11 protein-coding genes are annotated in these 16,313 nt (G+C 72.8%); 2 read left to right on the forward strand and 9 right to left on the reverse strand.

The window, feature by feature from the left end:
• Positions 1-128 precede the first annotated feature (128 nt).
• The gene (locus ACFYZZ_RS44000; protein ID WP_389189335.1) at positions 129-590 is read right to left on the reverse strand and encodes a carboxymuconolactone decarboxylase family protein; all 462 of its coding nucleotides are present in this window, start codon (positions 588-590) and stop codon (positions 129-131) included.
• A 382-nt stretch (positions 591-972) separates the two neighbouring features.
• On the opposite strand from ACFYZZ_RS44000, the gene ACFYZZ_RS44005 reads away from it, so the two are divergent.
• Together ACFYZZ_RS44005 and ACFYZZ_RS44010 are read left to right on the forward strand one after the other, a co-directional pair.
• On the forward strand, positions 973-3,159 hold the full coding sequence (locus ACFYZZ_RS44005) for an MMPL family transporter (protein WP_389189338.1): 2,187 nt from the start codon (positions 973-975) through the stop codon (positions 3,157-3,159).
• Between the two features lie 694 nt (positions 3,160-3,853).
• Positions 3,854-6,535, forward strand: coding sequence for an FAD/NAD(P)-binding protein (locus tag ACFYZZ_RS44010; protein ID WP_389189341.1), 2,682 nt, complete (start codon positions 3,854-3,856; stop codon positions 6,533-6,535).
• Positions 6,536-7,365: 830 nt separating this feature from the next.
• Here the strand turns inward: ACFYZZ_RS44010 and ACFYZZ_RS44015 are convergent.
• From ACFYZZ_RS44015 to ACFYZZ_RS44050, 8 genes are all read right to left on the reverse strand, one after another.
• On the reverse strand, positions 7,366-8,217 hold the full coding sequence (locus ACFYZZ_RS44015; RefSeq protein WP_389189344.1) for a response regulator transcription factor: 852 nt from the start codon (positions 8,215-8,217) through the stop codon (positions 7,366-7,368).
• A gap of 167 nt (positions 8,218-8,384) precedes the next feature.
• On the reverse strand, positions 8,385-9,431 hold the full coding sequence (locus ACFYZZ_RS44020) for a C45 family autoproteolytic acyltransferase/hydolase (RefSeq protein WP_389189347.1): 1,047 nt from the start codon (positions 9,429-9,431) through the stop codon (positions 8,385-8,387).
• A complete protein-coding gene (locus ACFYZZ_RS44025; RefSeq protein ID WP_389189350.1) occupies positions 9,428-10,033 on the reverse strand; it encodes a GNAT family N-acetyltransferase in 606 nt (201 codons plus the stop codon). The genes ACFYZZ_RS44020 and ACFYZZ_RS44025 overlap by 4 nt, the downstream gene beginning before the upstream one ends.
• Before the next feature lie 74 nt (positions 10,034-10,107).
• Positions 10,108-11,394 (reverse strand): adenylosuccinate lyase, encoded by a 1,287-nt coding sequence (purB, locus tag ACFYZZ_RS44030; protein WP_389189352.1) that lies wholly within the window; start codon positions 11,392-11,394, stop codon positions 10,108-10,110.
• 119 nt (positions 11,395-11,513) lie between these two features.
• Positions 11,514-13,028: a glutamine synthetase gene (locus ACFYZZ_RS44035; RefSeq protein WP_389189355.1), complete on the reverse strand. Its 1,515-nt coding sequence runs from the start codon at positions 13,026-13,028 to the stop codon at positions 11,514-11,516.
• A gap of 3 nt (positions 13,029-13,031) precedes the next feature.
• Positions 13,032-13,598 (reverse strand): amidase family protein, encoded by a 567-nt coding sequence (locus ACFYZZ_RS44040; RefSeq protein WP_389189358.1) that lies wholly within the window; start codon positions 13,596-13,598, stop codon positions 13,032-13,034.
• Positions 13,599-13,752: 154 nt separating this feature from the next.
• The gene (locus ACFYZZ_RS44045; RefSeq protein ID WP_389189362.1) at positions 13,753-15,678 is read right to left on the reverse strand and encodes a hypothetical protein; all 1,926 of its coding nucleotides are present in this window, start codon (positions 15,676-15,678) and stop codon (positions 13,753-13,755) included.
• Complete coding sequence (locus tag ACFYZZ_RS44050; RefSeq protein WP_389189366.1) at positions 15,675-16,004, reverse strand: 4Fe-4S dicluster-binding protein; 330 nt, start codon at positions 16,002-16,004, stop codon at positions 15,675-15,677. Before ACFYZZ_RS44050 ends, ACFYZZ_RS44045 begins: the two co-directional genes overlap by 4 nt.
• Positions 16,005-16,313: the final 309 nt, after the last annotated feature.

The raw sequence follows: 16,313 nt of genomic DNA on the forward strand, positions 1-16,313 counted from the left end.
ACGGGGCGTCTGCCGCGGAGCACACCCGCTCCGGCGGCAGAGCCCCCGACGCCCCGTCAGCCGCCCTTCAGGGGCGGTGCGCCGGGGTCGGGGGCGGGGCGACGTCTGCGTCGGCCTCCGGGGAGCGCCTAGCCCCAGTTCTGGCCCGCGGGCTCCTGGATGGTGACGTTCAGCCGGTTGAAGAAGTTCGTCGTCGCGATCATGAGGATGATCGCGGCGAGCTGCTCCTCCGTGAAGTGGTCGGCGGCCGCGTCCCAGACGTCGTCCGGCACGCCCTGCCCGCTGCGGTCGGCGAGGCGGGTGGCGGCCTCGGCCAGTGCCAGCGCGGCGCGCTCGGCGTCCGAGAAGAACGGCGCCTCGCGCCAGGCGGCAACGGCGTGCAGGCGCTCGTCGGTCTCGCCGGCCTTCTTGGCGCCCGTGGCGCCGGCGTAGACACAGGCGCTGCAGCCGTTGATCTGGCTCACGCGCAGGTGCACGAGCTCCAGCGTGCGCTGGTCGACCCCACCCTGGTGCATGGCCTTGTAGAGGTTCTGGATGCCGTTCGTCGCGTCCGGCAGAACCTGGGCGGGGTTCTTCATGCGAGCCTTCATCGGGTCCTCCTCATCGGTGTTTCGGTCCGTCACCACAATGGCGGAGCCCGCCCCGTGAATGTGACCCGCGCACTAGAGAAGCACTTGAGCCGCGGTCTGTTCCTCCGTTGACCAGCGGCGATGCAACACCTCGCCCCGGCGCGCGCGAGCCGGTCCGTCTGACGGCGGATCACACGGACTCCTGCTCGCACTCCCGCCCGACTCTGTAGGGCTCGTGCAAAGAATCAGCCAGAATCGGGCCGCCATCGGGCGCAGGGATCCGGGTTCCAGCCAACTCGAGGGGCGCTCCACCGGGACTCCACCACCCGGGTGAAGAACCCTTTGTGTAAGCCAGTCCGTACGAGCCCCCGCTCCACGGCTCCTGACCCTCAGCGAGAGTCACATGACGACCCAGATCCCGGCACCGCCCCCCACAGAAACGGACCCCCCGCCCGCTCCTTCCCCCACCATCGCGAGCCGCTACGCCGCCTTCGTCGCCGGCCGGCGCTCCAAGTGGGTCGTGCTTGTGCTGTGGCTCCTGCTCATGGGCATCGGTGGCTCGCTGGCCGCCGGCCTGGCGGACGTACAGGACAACGACCCGGAGACCTGGCTGCCGTCGAGCGCCCAGTCGACCAAGGCCGTGCAGCTCGCCGAAAAGTACTTCGCCGACAAGGACTCCAGCACCGCAGTCATCGTCTACGCCCGCCAAGGCGGCCTCACCCAGGCCGACCTGTCCAGGATCGACAGCGACCGCGCCAACCTCGCCGACAAGGTGGCCGTCGGTGACGTCTCCCCCGCCGTGGTCTCCGAGGACAAGGTCGCGGCCTTCGTGAGCCTCCCGCTGCGCACCTCGCCCAGCGACGTCACCGTGCTCACCGACAAGGTGAAGGAGGCCGGCAAGCTCACCGCCGACGGCGCCCCCGCCGGTCTCGACGTCAAGATCACCGGCGAGGCCGGAAGCGTCAAGGACTTCGCCGACGTCTACTCCGGCATGGACGGAGCGCTGCTGGGTGCCGCGCTCGGCGTGGTGGCGCTGCTGCTGCTCATCACCTACCGCAGCCCGGTGCTGTGGCTGATCCCGCTGATCGCCGTCGGGCTGGCCAGCCAGGTGGCGAGCGGCGTGGTCTACCTCCTCGCCAAGCACGCGGGGTTGGTGGTCAACGGCCAGAGCGCCTACGTCCTGATGGTGCTGGCAGTGGGCGTGGGCACCGACTACGCCCTGCTGCTCATTGCCCGCTACCGGGAGGAGCTGCACCGGCGCGAGGACCGCCACACGGCGATGGCGCTGGCCGTGCACGGCTCGCTTCCGGCCCTGGCCGCCTCCGCCGCGACGGTGACGATCGCGACGCTGTGCCTGGTGTTCGGCAGCATGAACAGCACCAAGGGCCTGGGACCGGTCGTCGCCATCGGTGTGGTCCTGGTGTTCTTCGCCATGACCTCGCTGCTGCCGGCGCTGCTGGTGATCCTGGGCCGCTGGGTGTTCTGGCCCGTGAAGCCGCGCGTCACCGAGGGATACGACCTGAGCCCGGCGCAGGGGCACAACAAGTGGGCTCGGATCGCCGGGGCCGTGGCACGACGCCCGCGCGCGGTGTGGATCGGCACGGCACTGGTGCTGGGCGTCATGACGCTGGGCATCGTCGGCGTGCAGACCGGCCAGACGCAGGCGGAGCAGTTCACCGGCAAGGTCGACTCGGTCACCGGCCAGCAGGTCCTGGCCAAGCACTTCCCGGCAGGGTCGTCCGCTCCTGCGGACGTGTACGTCCTCGACGCCGGGGCCGAGACAGCGACGGCCACCGTCGCCAAGGTGCCCGGCGTGTCCTCCGTGAACACCCTTGCGGCCAAGGGCGGCTGGACGCACCTGACCGCAGTACTGCGCGACGCTCCTGACTCCGCGGCCGCCAAGGACACCGTCCGGGACATCAGGAAGGCGCTGGACGGCGCGAACGGGCCGGCAGCCGACGCGGTCGTCGGAGGGCAGACCGCGGTGGCGCTCGACGTCTCCGAGGCGCAGGGCGACGAGGAGAATCTGCTGATCCCGCTGATCCTCGCGGTGGTGCTGGTGATGCTCCTCGTCCTGCTGCGGGCGGTCACCGCATCGGTGATGCTGCTCGTCTCCGTGGTGCTGTCGTTCGCGGCGGCCGTCGGCACGGCCTCGCTCCTGTTCCACGCACTCGACCACGCGAAGATCGACCGCGGCCTGGTGCTGTTCGGCTTCATCTTCCTCGTCGCACTGGGCGTCGACTACACCATCTTCTTGATGACGCGCGCCCGGGAAGAGGTGGCACTGCGCGGCCACCGCGAGGGAATCCTCACCGCGGTGACGGTGACCGGCGGTGTCATCACGTCGGCGGGCGTGGTGCTGGCTGCCACGTTCTGCGTCCTTGCGGCCATCCCCACGGTGAGCGCGCTGCAGCAGGGTCTGCTGGTGGCGGTCGGCATCCTCCTCGACACGTTCCTGGTACGCAGTCTGCTGGTTCCGGCGCTGGCCCTGGACCTGGGGCCGCGCATCTGGCGGCCGGGCCTGACGGCACAGGAGACGGCGCCGCACGAGCCCGGGAAGAGCCGGGCTGAGGTGCCGTCCCCCGTCTGAGTCTGTGGTGTGACGTCGCGGGTCACTCGATGAGCTGACCCGCGGCTCTTCCCGGGACGACGCAGGCGGCCGTTCCTCACGCTTCGAGGTGTCAAGCCTCGGAGCACTGAGGAGCGGCCGCCTGCGTTCGCGTGTCCCTTCCCACGACGGCCCACCCGTCCGCGTGATACGACCCGCGGACTCCTCAGACCGGGCGGACGCCGTCCTCGACGGCCGGCCCGTGCGCCCGACGGCGGCCCCCAGCCGGCACGAGGCCGGCCCCGAGGCCCCGGGGCACCTCGACGGACCGCTCATCACCGCCGTGGACCGCGGCCGTGTCCCGCCGTATCCGCCCGTCGTCAACAGGCCCCCGGCCGCCCCTTCCTCGGCGGCGTCCCCCGGCCCTCGTGGCGGCCACCGCCGCTCGGCCCCGTCATGTTCTTCGTGGTCCTGCAATGGGGCTGCTGGCCTGAGGGCCTGGTATGTCTTCGTCCCCTCTGCCGAGCGAATGACCTGGGGGGAGAGGCACCCGCCAAAGCCCGCCGCGGCTACCCGACATGGCCCCGGATCCGGCCGACGACGACCGGCTTTTGAGCGGTCCTCGAGCGACGGGTGGGATTCCTCTACTGACGGCTTTTCCTACTCACTCGGTCGGGAAAGCGCGCCACGACCCGATGGCGGAGCTGCGTCCCACCAGCCCCGCCGCCGATGACTGATGGAGGACTACGTGAATCCAGTCCGTGAGCGGTACACGGTGGCCGTCGTCGGTGCGGGTGCGGCCGGCACGCTGACCGCCGTCCACCTCTGTGAGACGGCCACGCGCCGCCGAACCCCGCTCCACCTGGTCCTGATCGACCCGGCCGCCGAAGCGGGCCGCGGCACCGCCTACGCCACCCGGGATCCCGGGCACCGCCTCAACGTGCCCGCGGGCGGCATGAGCTGCTACCCCGACGACCCCGGCCACTTCACCCGGTGGCTCTGCCACCACGGCGAACCCACCGTCACCGCCGCCGACTTCGCGACCCGCTACCGTTACGGCGCCTACCTCGCCGACACGCTCGCCCAGGCCATCGTCCGCGCGCACGGCACCGTGTCCGTACGCCGGCTGACCACCCGCGCCGAGCACGTCGCCGGCGCCCCGGACGGCGGGGTGACCCTCCGGCTCGCCGACGGTACGCGGCTCGCCGCCGACGCCGCGGTCCTGGCCACCGGCCCCGCCGCGCCGACCGCATCCTGGGCCCCCGCGCAGCTGCGCGCCGCCGCCCGCTTCATCGCGGCGCCGTGGACCAGCGGCGCGCTGGACGGACCCCTCGCCGACGACAGCGACGTCCTCCTCGTCGGCAGCGGCCTGACCTCCGTCGACCTGGCCCTCACCCTCGACCGCCCCGGCCGTACGGTGCACGCCGTGTCCCGCAACGGCCTGCTGCCCCAGTCGCACACCCTGACCCCGGCCGGCCCCATGCCCGCCCCCGAAGGCCTCCACGACGCTTCCTACGAACAGCTGCGCCGCATCGTCCGCCGCCACGTCGCCCGCTCCGTGCGCCTGTACGGCGACTGGCGCCCCGCGCTCGACAGCCTCCGCCCGCACACCGCGGACCTGTGGCGCCGCCTCACCCCCGAGGACCGTGGCGCATTCCTCGCCCGCGACGGCGCGTTGTGGAACACCCACCGCCACCGCATGGCGCCCGCCACTGGCGAGTCCATCCGGCGCGCCCGCACCGCGCGCCGCCTGGCCGTCCACGCCGGCACCGTCACCCGCGCCGACGTCCGTGCCGACGGATCGCTGGACATCGGGCTCTCCGGCGGACGCGACCTGCATGTGGGCTGGGTCCTCGACTGCACGGGGCCGGGCCCGCACCTGGAGGACCCCGTGTGGCGCTCCCTGTTCGAAGCCGGCGCCGCGGTACCCGGCCCGCTCGGCATGGGCGTCGCCACCCTCGACGGGCGCCTCGTCGACGGGGAAGGGGCCACCGCCCTGGCCCTGTACACCCTCGGTGCCCCGCGCCGCGGCGAGCTGTGGGAGACCACCGCCATCCCCGAGATCCGCGTCCAGGCGGCTGCCCTCGCCCAGGAGCTGCTCGCGCCGCTCGCCCCCCGGCGCCGCACCACGCGCCGCCCGCTCGACGGGCACGGCCTCGCCCTGTCCACCCACGCCGAGGCGGCCGCCGCCTACCGCACCGGGCTCGACCGGATCCTGAAGGTCCGCTCGGGCGCTGAGGACTCCCTCAGCCGTGCGGTCGCCCTCGACCCCGGCTTCGCCCTCGGGCACGCGGCCCTCGCCCTGCTGGGACATGAGTGCGGAGCCGCAGTCGACGTACCCCGGGCCCTGGCGGAGGCGCAACGCTGTGCCCGGGAGCGGGCGTGTGAACGCGAGCGCTCCTTCGTGGAGGTCGTCACCCGCCGCGTCCACGGAGACGACGGCGACGCGGCCCTCATGCGGCACTTGGAGCACCACCCGGCCGACGCGCTCGCCCTCGCCGTCGCCGTGCCCACCATCGCCTTCTCCGGCGTCGACGACCTCGACGACGACTACGCGCTGCGCCTGGTCGAGCGAACCTCCTGCGCGTACGACGGCCACTGGTTCCACACCTCCCTGCTGGCTTTCCTGCGCCAGGAGCAGGGCCGCCTGCACGAGGCCGGCGAACTCGCCCACCGCGCGCTGGCCGCCGAGCCCGCCTCCGGGCACGCCGTGCACGCGCTCGCCCACGTCCACTACGAGACCGGCGCGCATGGCCCGGGCCGCGACTGGCTGGAACGGTGGGTCGCCGGGCGGGGCCGCGGCGCCGTGCACCGGGCCCACTTCTCCTGGCACATCGCCCTGCACGAGCTGGCTCTCGACGACCCCGCCGCCGTACGCAAGCGCTGGTTCACCCAACTCGCCCCAGGCCGGGTGACCGGCGTACGGGCCCTGGTGGACTCGGGGTCGCTGCTGTGGCGCGCCCGGCTCAGCGACAGCTGGCGCGGCGACCTGCCCGTCGCGGACATCCTGGACGCGGTGGAGGCAGAGATCCTGGAACGGCCCGCGACCGCCTTCACCGCCCTGCACTGCGCCATCACCCTCACCGCCGTCGGCGACCTGGCGGCCCTGCGCCGGCTGCGCGACCACGCGGCGGCCGCCGACGAGGTCCAGCGCGAGGTCATCGCCCCCCTGTGCGAGGCGTTCGCCGCGCTCGTCGAGGAACGCTTCCGGGACGCCGCCCGAGGCCTCGACGCTCTCCTGCCCGTCCTGCGCCGGGTCGGCGGAAGCGCGGCGCAGCGCGAGGTCGTCGAGGAGACCCTGCTGTACGCGCTGACGGCGGACGGCCGCTGCGAGGCGGCGGCCCGCCTGCTGGACGCCCGCCTGGAGCGTACGCAGGCCCCCCGGGACCGGCGGATGCGGGCGGGCCTGCCGGGCTGAGGACGGCGGCCACCCCCCGGTTCGCCGGGGGGGGGGTGTCCGATGGGCGCTCGGTGCCGGGACATACAGCCGTGCCCTCGCGCGCACCGGTACGTGCCGCGGCCGTAGCCGTGCCGTGCCATCTCGACCGTCGACCGGAACAGCTCGCGCCGCTCGAACGTCACCGCCGGCTCCGCACACTCGGCAGGGGCCAGCAGCGGGAGCGCCGGCGCGGCACCCTCAGCCGACACGCCACCGGATCGGACCGTATGAAGCGTCGGTGGGCGAGACCGCCTGGAGTCGAAGACCGATGCCCCTCGCGTAAGTTGACGCGGGTTGCCTGCCGGTGGGCATGGCGGCGGGTAGCGCCGTAATGGAGACGGTCTGGCCCTCGAAGCACGCAGACACCGGCTGGATGCGGCCATCACCGAGCTCGCCGGGCAGCCCGACTGGGCTCCCGTGGTGGCCCGTCTGTCCTGCCTGCGCGGGATCAGCACGCTCACCGCGTTCGGCAGGGCGGTATCACCAAGACCGGCAACACCCATGCCGTCTGCACCAACGCTGGACGAATCTGGACACGCGCCGCAGACGCTCCACCGTCAGCGCGGTGGCCGTCGCCCGGGAACTGTCCGGATGGTGCTGGAGCCTGGCCGTCATGGAGGATCGGCACAGGCTCGATCCCTCCGTGAACCGCCGGTGGGAGCACGTCCGGGGACCGTGCAGCGCGAGGAACGACCCGCGGTAGCCCTATGGGCAACCTGCTTCCGCAGGCCACGCTCGATAGTAGGCAAGCGGCCCGTTCCCGACGCACATTCGGCCATTGGTCTGCTCCGAAGCCGCTCCGGGTCTGCTCAGGCCGTGCCGAGCTTGAAGCCGACGCCCCGCACGGTGACGATCCACCCGCTGTCGCCCAGCTTGCCGCGCACGCTGCTGACATGGGTGTCGACGGTGCGCCGCGACCAGGAGTCGCCCCACACCTGCCGGAGCAGCTGCTTGCGCGGCACGACCGTGTCCGGGTGCTGGGCCAGCAGGCACAGCAGGTCGAACTCCTTGCGGGTGAGGGTGACCGGGACCCCGTCCACCGCCACCTCGCGCGAGCCCGTGTCGATATGCAGCCGGCCGCGCCGGATCTGCTGCGCGGGCCGGGAGATGGGCTGCCACTGCGTGCGCCGCGAGACCGCCTCGATACGGGCTGCCAGCTCGCGGATCCCGCACGGCTTGGTGACGAAGTCGTCGGCCCCCGCCTGCAGGCCCAGGACACAGTCCATCTCCGACCGGCGGGCGGTGACGATGATCACCGGCACGCGGCTGACCGAGCGGATCGCCCGGCAGACCTCCAGCCCGTCCAGGTCGGGCAGTTCGAGGTCCAGCAGGACCATGTCGGCGTTCTCGTACGCCTGCAGGGCCGTGCTGCCGCACCGTACGCCGACGCATTCGTGGCCGTGCCGGCGCAGCTGGTGCACCAGCGTCTCCCCCGCATCGCCGTCCACGACGAGGATGCGGCGGCCGGACACCGTCGGCGCCGGGCGCGCGCCGGGTGCCGGCGCCGTGGTGAGGACGTCCCGCAGGGACGCCTCCCGTAGTGGTGTCGTCTCCCGCAGCGGCGGTGCCTCCCGGACCGGTGGCCGGACCGGGTGCACGGGGTGCGGCTGCGGTACGGGTATCTGGGGCTCCAGCAGTGCCTGCGCGTGAACCTGAGTCATGCCTCGTCGCCTCCCGCGACGACGCTACTCACCCCCGGTCGAGTCCTGCCCGCGCCGCTCTCAAGAAGCGCCACATGAGGCACCAGCGGCCCCGCCCGTCAACCGCTTCCCACCTGCCGTCCACTGGCCGGTCACCCACAGAGTCAGACACGGGACCAGACGCGGGATCAGACGCGGAACACCTGCGTCAGCGCCAGGTTCGGGTCCCCGGGCCGCAGGTGCATCTCCCCGGCGGCGGGCAGCAGGACGACGGCGGCCACCGTGCGCTCCAGGGTGATGTCGCCCCGGTCGGCGATGCACAGCGGCGCCTTGCACAGCAGGGCGAAGTGCTCCTCCGGGCCGGCGTCGGGCGCGAGCGCGGCCAGGCCCTCCGTGGCAGCCGCGGTGCGGGCGTCGGAGGAGATCCGGTCGAACGCGGTCTGCCGGTCCTGCGGGATGAAGTCCGGGTGCAGGTAGTGGTTGGCGTGCACGGCCCACCGCTGCGCCGGCTCCGTCACCCGCAGCCGGCCCTGCTGGAACTCGGCGAAGACGACCTTCTCGCGGTCGCACAGCATCATGTTGCGCGAGCTGGACAGGTCCAGACCCGCGAGGATTTCCAGCGCCTCGTCCACGCTCCCGGCGCTGTCGAGCAGGTGCCGGATGGCCAGGTACGGCGGCACACCCGGGCGCCACTCGCCGTCGGTGACCAGGTTCAGGCCGATGGCCAGGCCGTCGCTGTTGAGGCCCATGAAGCACAGCAAGCCGGCGAAGCTCAGCACCAGCACGCGGCGCGGCGAGCCGGCCCTGTCGACGTGCACGACGGAGATGTTCCGGTCCAGGTTCGCGTTCTGGTCGACCGTCTGCGCCAGCACCGGCGGTCCGCCGGCCGCCACCCGGGCGTACGTCGTGCAGTCCCCGGCCGCGGGCACGCCGCTGTAGCCCATGACCTCGCGGCGCAGCTGGAGCAGCCAGGCCTCGTCCTCGGTGATGCCCGCGCCCTCGGCGAGCCCGGCCACCTCCTCGGCGAGGTCCGGCAGCTGGGCGGTGATCTCCGCCCGGTAGACGGCGATCGAGGGCAGCAGCTCCGGCAGCGACAGGGGCTCCGCGGTCAGGTGGTTCAGGCGGGTCAGGCCGTCGTCGAGGAAGGCCCGCAGCGGGGCGGCGATCACCGCCCCGTGCGCCCGGCCGATCTCCCGGGGCGCGCCCGCGGCCCGGATGAAGGTGGTGGTGCTCATACCGAAGTGGCCTTCTTCGGGCCGCCCTCCAGGCGCGCGCGCACCCCGGGCCACTCGGCCTTCAGGATGCTGTAGAAGATCGCGTCGCGGCGGCGGCCGCCCGGCATGTAGTTGAAGCTGCGCAGCGTGCCCTCCTCGGTGGCGCCGATGTTGCGCAGCCCCTTGCGGGCCTGCTCGTTGAGGATGTCGGTCTTGAACTCCACCCGCTCGGCCTCCAGCACCTCGAAGCAGTGCTGGAGCAGCAGGAACTTCGCCCAGTGGTTGATGCCCTGGCCGCGGAAGTCGCGGCCGAGCCAGGAGGCGCCGATCTCCAGCCGGCGGTCCTTCTCGGCGAAGCTGAGCAGGCTCATGCTGCCCGCGATGCGACCGCTCTTCTTGTCCTTGATCACGTAGACGGCGCGGCGGCCCGCGGCGTGCTCGGCGAGGTTGGAGTCGAAGAAGCCCTCGAAGTCGGCGTCGTCCCCGACGACGACGGTGAAGTAGCGCCAGATGTCAGGGTCGAGGGCGACGGCGCGGATGCCCTCGCGGTCGGCCTCGGTGATCGGGGTGAGCACGACGTGCTCGTTCTCCAGGACGGTGGCGGCTTTCTCGGACCAGCTCATGGTGCGAACTCCGTGGTGACGTCGGAAAAGGGACGGCGGGAGCGGCGGCACGCGGGCCGCCACCCCCGGCAAGATCAGTCTGTCAGCGCGCGCAGCTTCTCCAGCCGCGCGCGGATCACGTGGTGGTGGGCGAGGAAGTCCTCGGGTTTCAGGCCGCCCAGGTCGATCCCGCCCTTGGTGAGCGCGTCGCCGAAGTGCTCCCCGGTGGCAATGGTGTGCTTGGCCGCGGCCTGCACCGAGCGGTACGCGTGCTCGCGCTCCACGCCGTCGGCCAGCAGCCGGGCCAGGACGGACGAGCTGTAGACCAGGCCGTCGGTCTGGTCGATGTGGGCGCGCATGCGGCCGGTGTGGACGGTCAGGCCCTCGATCAGGTCCGCCATCTTCGTGACCTGGAAGTGGGCCACGGCGAAGGCATCCGGGATGATCACCTTCTCGACCGACTGGTGGGCCAGGTCCCGCTCGTGCCACAGAGCCACGTTCTCCAGAGCCGCGTCCGCGTACCCGCGCAGCAGCCGCGCGAGCCCGCACAGCAGCTCGCTGGTGGTCGGGTTGTGCTTGTGCGGCATGGCGCTGGAGCCCTGGTAGCCGGCGGTCCGGCCCTCCTCGACCTCACGGACCTCGGTGCGCTGCAACAGCCGCATCTCCAGCGCGATCTGCTCCACGCAGGCGCCCAGGGTGGCCACCGCCTGCAGCAACTGCGCGTGCCGGTCGCGGGCGACGACCTGGGTGGGGGAGGGCTCGATGCCCAGGCCCAGCTCCTGGCACACGTACTCCTCGACGTACGGGTCGATCAGCGCGTACGTGCCCACCGAGCCGGAGATGGTGCCCACGACCGCCTCCGCGCGGGCCGCGGCCAGCCGGGTCAGCGACCGGTCGATGGCGAAGGCGAACCCGGCGAGCTTGTGGCCGAACGTGGTGGGCTCGGCGTGCACCCCGTGGGTGCGGCCCACCATCGGGGTGTCCCACTGCTCGACCGCCCGCTCGACCAGTACCCGGCGCAGCCGCTTCGCGGCGTCCGTCAGCAGGTCGGTGGCCCGGCCCAGGGTGTGGCCGGCCGCCGTGTCCACCAGGTCGTAGCTGGTCATGCCCAGGTGCACCCACCGGGCCGACTCCTGCGGCATGTTCTCGCAGAACGCCGCGAGGAAGGACAGCGTCTCGTGGTCGCGGTCCCTCTGCAGCTCCGCGATCCGCGCGGGCAGCGGCACCGGCGCGCGGCGCATGTCCTCGACGGCCTCGGCGGGTACGACGCCCAGCCGCACCTGTGCCTCGGAGGCGAGGATCTCGACGCGGACGTACGTCTCGAAGCGGGTCTCGTCGGAGAAGAGGTCCGCCATCTCGGGGAGGGTGAAGCGGGGAATCATCGGCCAGCCTTCGTCTCGGCGAGGGAGGTTGAGGGAAGTCGGAGGAGCTCGGGTTCGTCGGAGGGGGTACGGGGCGTCGGAGGACTCGGGAGGAAGTGGGAGTCCGGCGGCTGGCGGGCTCAGAACATCGCGAAATATTCGCGCTGCTCCCACTCGGTGACCCGCCCCGGCACGGGCTGATGCGTCAGGGCCCAGGCCTCGTACCGCCGTGCCTCGCTCTCCTTGAGCTTGGCCAGGCACGCGGCCAGCGGCGCGCCCAACACCGCGGCGGCCCGGCCGGCCCGGAAGGCCTCCAAGGCCTCGCGCAGCGACTGCGGCACGGTGTCGGGCGCGGCGCCCGCACCCTCGCCGCACCACGAGGCGCGCGGGGGACGGTCCGCCGCCAGCCCGTCGAGCCCGGCGTACAGCTGGGCCGCGATGTTGAGGTACGGGTTGGCGCACGGCTCGCCGATGCGGTTCTCGATGTGCGCGCCGGCGCCGCTGCCGACCACCCGGATCATCGCCGTGCGGTCCTCCAGGCTCAGGCCCACGCGGGTGGGCGAGAGCGCGTGCTGGGTGCCCAGCCGCTGGTAGCCGTTGACCGTGGGGACCGACAGCAGGAACAGCTCGTGCACCCACGCCAGCAGACCGTCGGCGTACGCCTTGCTGTGGGGTGACAGGCCCTCGGACAGGCCCTCGGCGCTGAACAGGTTGCGGCCCGTCGCGGTCTCCAGCAGCGACTGGTTCAGGTGCCAGCCGCTGGGGTCGGCGCCCGCGATCGCCGGCTGGGACATGAACGAGGCGTGGTGGCCGCGGCGGGTGCACCACTGCTTGGTGAACGTACGGAACAGCAGCATCGCGTCGGCGGTGTCCAGCGCCGACATGGGGTCGAAGGTGGTCTCCACCTGCCCGGGCCCCATCTCGTGCTCCATCGACCGCAGCGGCAGCCCGAGGGCGAGCAGGTCCAGCGCGAGCGGGTCGGCGAGCGGGGCCACCGTGTCGTACGCGGCGTCCAGGTTGAACTGGTAGCCGGCGTTCATCGCGGCCACCCGCGGCGCCGGGCCCTGCAGGCCGAAGCCGTTGCCCTCGTTGCCCGGGTCGTCGTCGAGGCGGCGGGCCAGGTACCACTCGACCTCCAGGCCGAGCACCGGCGTCAGGCCCCGGTCGGCGTACCGGGCCAGCACCCGGTGCAGCACGTGCCGCGAGGACAGCGGGTGCGGGGTACCCTCGCGCAGGTACTCGTCGCCGATCACCCAGGCGGTACGCGGCCCCGTGCCGGGCAGCTCCTGGAAGGTCAGCGGGTCCGGCACCAGCACGAAGTTGCCCAGGCCCGCGATCTCGTCGACGCCGATGCCGGGCTCGCCGCGGTAGTTGACGGCCGTCGTGCAGGCGGTGTCCTTCAGGAACGGGCCGGGGCTGTAGTTCATGCCGTTGCGCAGCACGCTGCGGAAGGTGCGCGCGGTGATCGTCTTGGAGCGCACCAGGCCGTGCGGGTCGCCGTACGCGAGACGGACGAAGTCGAGCTCTTCGAGACGGGCCTCGATGCGCTCGGCGGCGGCGAGCTGGGCGTCGCCCCACAGCCCGTGGTCGGCGACGAACGACGGGCTGCCGACGCTGCCCTCGGTGGCGGGGGTCGACCATGACCTGGACAACATGGCTCAGTGCGCCCTTTCGACGAGGGATGCGAGGCAGGGTTCGGCCACAGGTGGCTGCGGCAGCGGCGCCGGCCCGGACGCCACCGCCGCGCCGGCCCCGCCGCTGGAACCCCCCGCCGTCAGCCGTACCTCGTACGGATTGCGGGTGGCGGGCGCCACGCGGCCGACTGTGCCGGTGCTCCAGCCGTACTCGGACGTGGTCGTCCTGCCGACGACCACGGCACCGGCCGCGCGCAGCCGCGCCACGCTCGGCGCGTCCGCCACGGCCCGGCCGTTGGGCAGCAGGGAGCCGCGAGTCGTGGGCAGGTCCCCGGTCTGCACGAGGTCCTTGACGGATACCGTCACCCCGAGGAGCGGCTGCGCGTCCCAGGCCGCGACGCCGAGCCGCGCGGTGCGCGCGTCGGCCGCCTCGGCGGCGCGCAGGGCTTCGTGCCCCGCCACCGAGACGTACGCGCCCAGGTACGGGTCCCGGTCGCGGATGGCGTTCAGGACGGACTGGACGTGTCCGGTGACGGAGGTCTCCCTGAGGCGGAGGCGCTCAGGCGTCTCCAGGATGCCGGAGGCGGTCAACGGGTCTCCTCGGGGCGGCGGTTCGGCGGCTTCCAGGGGATCTGCGGCCGCTCGGGCCACGGTGGACCCGGGACCGCGCGGACCTGGGGGATGTGGTCCACGCGGCCCCAGGAGCTGGGGCCGGCGGCGACCGGCGGACCGGGGTCGCGCGGCGTCAGTGGACCGGGGTCCGCGAGGGTTCCGAGCCGGCCTCCTCGACCGGGGTGCCGGTGACGGTCTTCCAGTGCCAGGCCGAGTCGAAGGCCGTGACCTCGGCCTGCTCCCCCTGCTCGGCGAGCGCCGCCGCCTGGCTGGTCATCCTGGCGATGAACGCCGCCACCCGGTGCGCGGCGAGCATCTCCTGCTCCGTGTACGGCTCGCCGTCCGCCCGTACGATGCGCAGGTCCATGAACCCGTTGAACGGCCGGCCGCACACCTGCACCGACTGCGGGCTGCGGATCGTGAACCGCACCGAGTTGTTGACGTGCCCGTGGTGGTGCTGGTCGGAGTAGTGGGCGATGTCGGGGATGGTGGGCGGGATGAAGTGGTCCCGGTCCAGGACCTTCTGCGTCCGCGGCAGGTTGCCGGCGATGAAGTGCCAGGAGTTGTACTGCATGCGCGAGGACATCGCCCACGCGGTGTCGGCGAGCGTGGCGAGCGAGTCGCCGAAGTGCCGCCGGGCCTCCTGCGCGGGGACCACGCAGCAGAAGAAGTCCGTGATGCCCCACTCGGTGATCTCGTCCCAGGACTCCGCGCGCAGCGCCCGCACCAGCTCCGGCAGCGACCGCAGGCCGCGGCTCATGGAGAAGTCGGCCTTGAACGCGGCGGTGGTCGCAGCGACCGCCTCGTACACGACCGCCTCCAGGCCGGTGCCGAACTCGCCGTACGGGCGGGCCAGCCAGGCCGGGTCCAGGCCGTCGGCGAGCTCCAGCTCCGCGAGGGAGTCGCCGGCCACCGGGAGGGTGGCGCGCAGGTGGTCGGTGACCTGCCGGTCGCGGGCGGTCGCCACCTCGCCGTACGGGCCCGCGACCTTCTCCACTTTGTGGATCAGGGCGCCGTGGATCTCCCGGTACAGCTGGACGCTGCGGGCCACGTCGGGGCGGTTCGTGCCCAGACCCCCGGCCAGCGCCATCAACTCGTCGACGGAAGCGTCCGCCGCGGCGGTGATGCGTTCCTCGCCCAGGGCCGCGTTGTAGTTGCGGCGGGTGCGCTCCAGCAGCCGGCCCACGTTGTCGAGGCTCAGCTGCATGCCGTTGGCCTCCTCGATCCGGCCGGCGCCGGCCGAGCGGATCAGCAGGCTGAGGCCCACGACCAAGAGTGCGTCGGTGTCCGACCACAGCTCCAGCGGCAGGCCGGTGAGGCTGGACAGCGCGCAGTCCGGGTGGCCCGGCCACAGCGTCTTGCCCGTGACGGTGTTGGTGTCGCGGAAGTTCGTGTACTGCTTGTCCTCGGCGTAGAGGATGAACGGCGCGGTGCGCCGCGCGGCCTCGGTCAGCCGCGCCAGCAGCTCGTCCCGGTCCTTCGCGCCCTGCTCGCCCAGCCAGCGGCGGCTGTCGGCGACGCCCCTCGCGAAGGCCTCGTGCGCGGCGTCCACCTCGGCCCGGTACGCGCTCAGGTGCGCCTCGGTCCACGGCACGCGCAGCACGCCGGCGACGAGCCGGTGCTGCTTGGCCAGCGGCTGCTGCGAGGGCACGCGGACGACGATCCGGCCGCCGGTGGTGAGGCCGACCTCGCCCAGGAACGCGGTGGGCGCGCCCTCCTCGACGGCGACTTCGGGGGCGCTCTCGCCCGGCCAGGTCAGCCCGGCCACGACCTTGAGCGCGGCGGTGTCCGCGGTGCGCAGACCGCCGAGCTGCACCTCGGCGGGGACGTGCCCGTCGAGGGTGAGCAGGATGTCCAGGGCCGAGCGCAGGTCGGCGGCGTCGGAGGCCTTCTGCCAGGTGCGGGCGAGCAGACGCGGGAAGCCGGCGTCCTCCTCGCGCACCCGGTCGGGCTTCGGCGTGGCGCCGGCCAGGGTGCCCAGACGGCTGGGCCGGCGGCTCTGGCGCTTGCGGGCGTTGGCGGCGCGACGGGAGGCGTCGCGTTCGGCGGGCGCGATCATGCGGCACCTTCCCCGGTGAGTGCGATGTGGTTCCACATCGCGTCGTCGGTGGGTGTCCAGTCCTCGTCGACGTAGATGCAGTCGACGGGGCACTCCAGGACGCAGGAGGGGCAGCCCGAGCACAGCTCGGGGATGATCACGACGTCGAGCCCGCGGTCGAAGATCGCGCCGAATTTCTCCGGACAGCTGCGCAGGCAGGTGTCGCAGGTGATGCACTCGGACGTCTCGATGCGGCGCGGGGGCTTGGTCCAGTTGTCGGCGCGGCTGCGGGTGGCAATCCGCAGGGCCCGCCCGGACAGCGCAGCCGAGGGAGCGTTGTTTTCCACGGGCATGAGACCCCTTTGACGTCTTATCGATCACACCTCGAACGGACGTTTCCGAGCGTGCCGGGGTCTTCTCGACCGGCTCCTGAATGCGGGTGGGGGGTGACTGGAGCCCGTCACATCCGCACCTGTCGGTCCGTCAGTCCGGCGGACACCACGACCGAGGGATGGTTCATGGACGAGCAGGAGTTCTCGCACGTCTCTTCGGCGGAGCCGCGTGGGTGGGGTGGGGGTCAGCGTTTCTGTGTTTCTGGGTGTGGGCGCCTGGGGCGTTGCGTATTCCGGTACTGACGTGGCCGGGGCATGGCGTCG

The sequence above is a fragment of the Streptomyces sp. NPDC001816 genome, from assembly GCF_042892235.1.
Taxonomy (GTDB): Bacteria; Actinomycetota; Actinomycetes; order Streptomycetales; family Streptomycetaceae; genus Streptomyces.

Coding starts and splice junctions, on each gene's coding strand:
- ACFYZZ_RS44000 (WP_389189335.1), bottom strand. CDS start 590: ATGAAGGCTCGCATGAAGAACCCCGCCCAGGTTCTGCCGGACGCGACG.
- ACFYZZ_RS44005 (WP_389189338.1), top strand. CDS start 973: ATGACGACCCAGATCCCGGCACCGCCCCCCACAGAAACGGACCCCCCG.
- ACFYZZ_RS44010 (WP_389189341.1), top strand. CDS start 3,854: ATGGAGGACTACGTGAATCCAGTCCGTGAGCGGTACACGGTGGCCGTC.
- ACFYZZ_RS44015 (WP_389189344.1), bottom strand. CDS start 8,217: ATGACTCAGGTTCACGCGCAGGCACTGCTGGAGCCCCAGATACCCGTA.
- ACFYZZ_RS44020 (WP_389189347.1), bottom strand. CDS start 9,431: ATGAGCACCACCACCTTCATCCGGGCCGCGGGCGCGCCCCGGGAGATC.
- ACFYZZ_RS44025 (WP_389189350.1), bottom strand. CDS start 10,033: ATGAGCTGGTCCGAGAAAGCCGCCACCGTCCTGGAGAACGAGCACGTC.
- purB (WP_389189352.1), bottom strand. CDS start 11,394: ATGATTCCCCGCTTCACCCTCCCCGAGATGGCGGACCTCTTCTCCGAC.
- ACFYZZ_RS44035 (WP_389189355.1), bottom strand. CDS start 13,028: ATGTTGTCCAGGTCATGGTCGACCCCCGCCACCGAGGGCAGCGTCGGC.
- ACFYZZ_RS44045 (WP_389189362.1), bottom strand. CDS start 15,678: ATGATCGCGCCCGCCGAACGCGACGCCTCCCGTCGCGCCGCCAACGCC.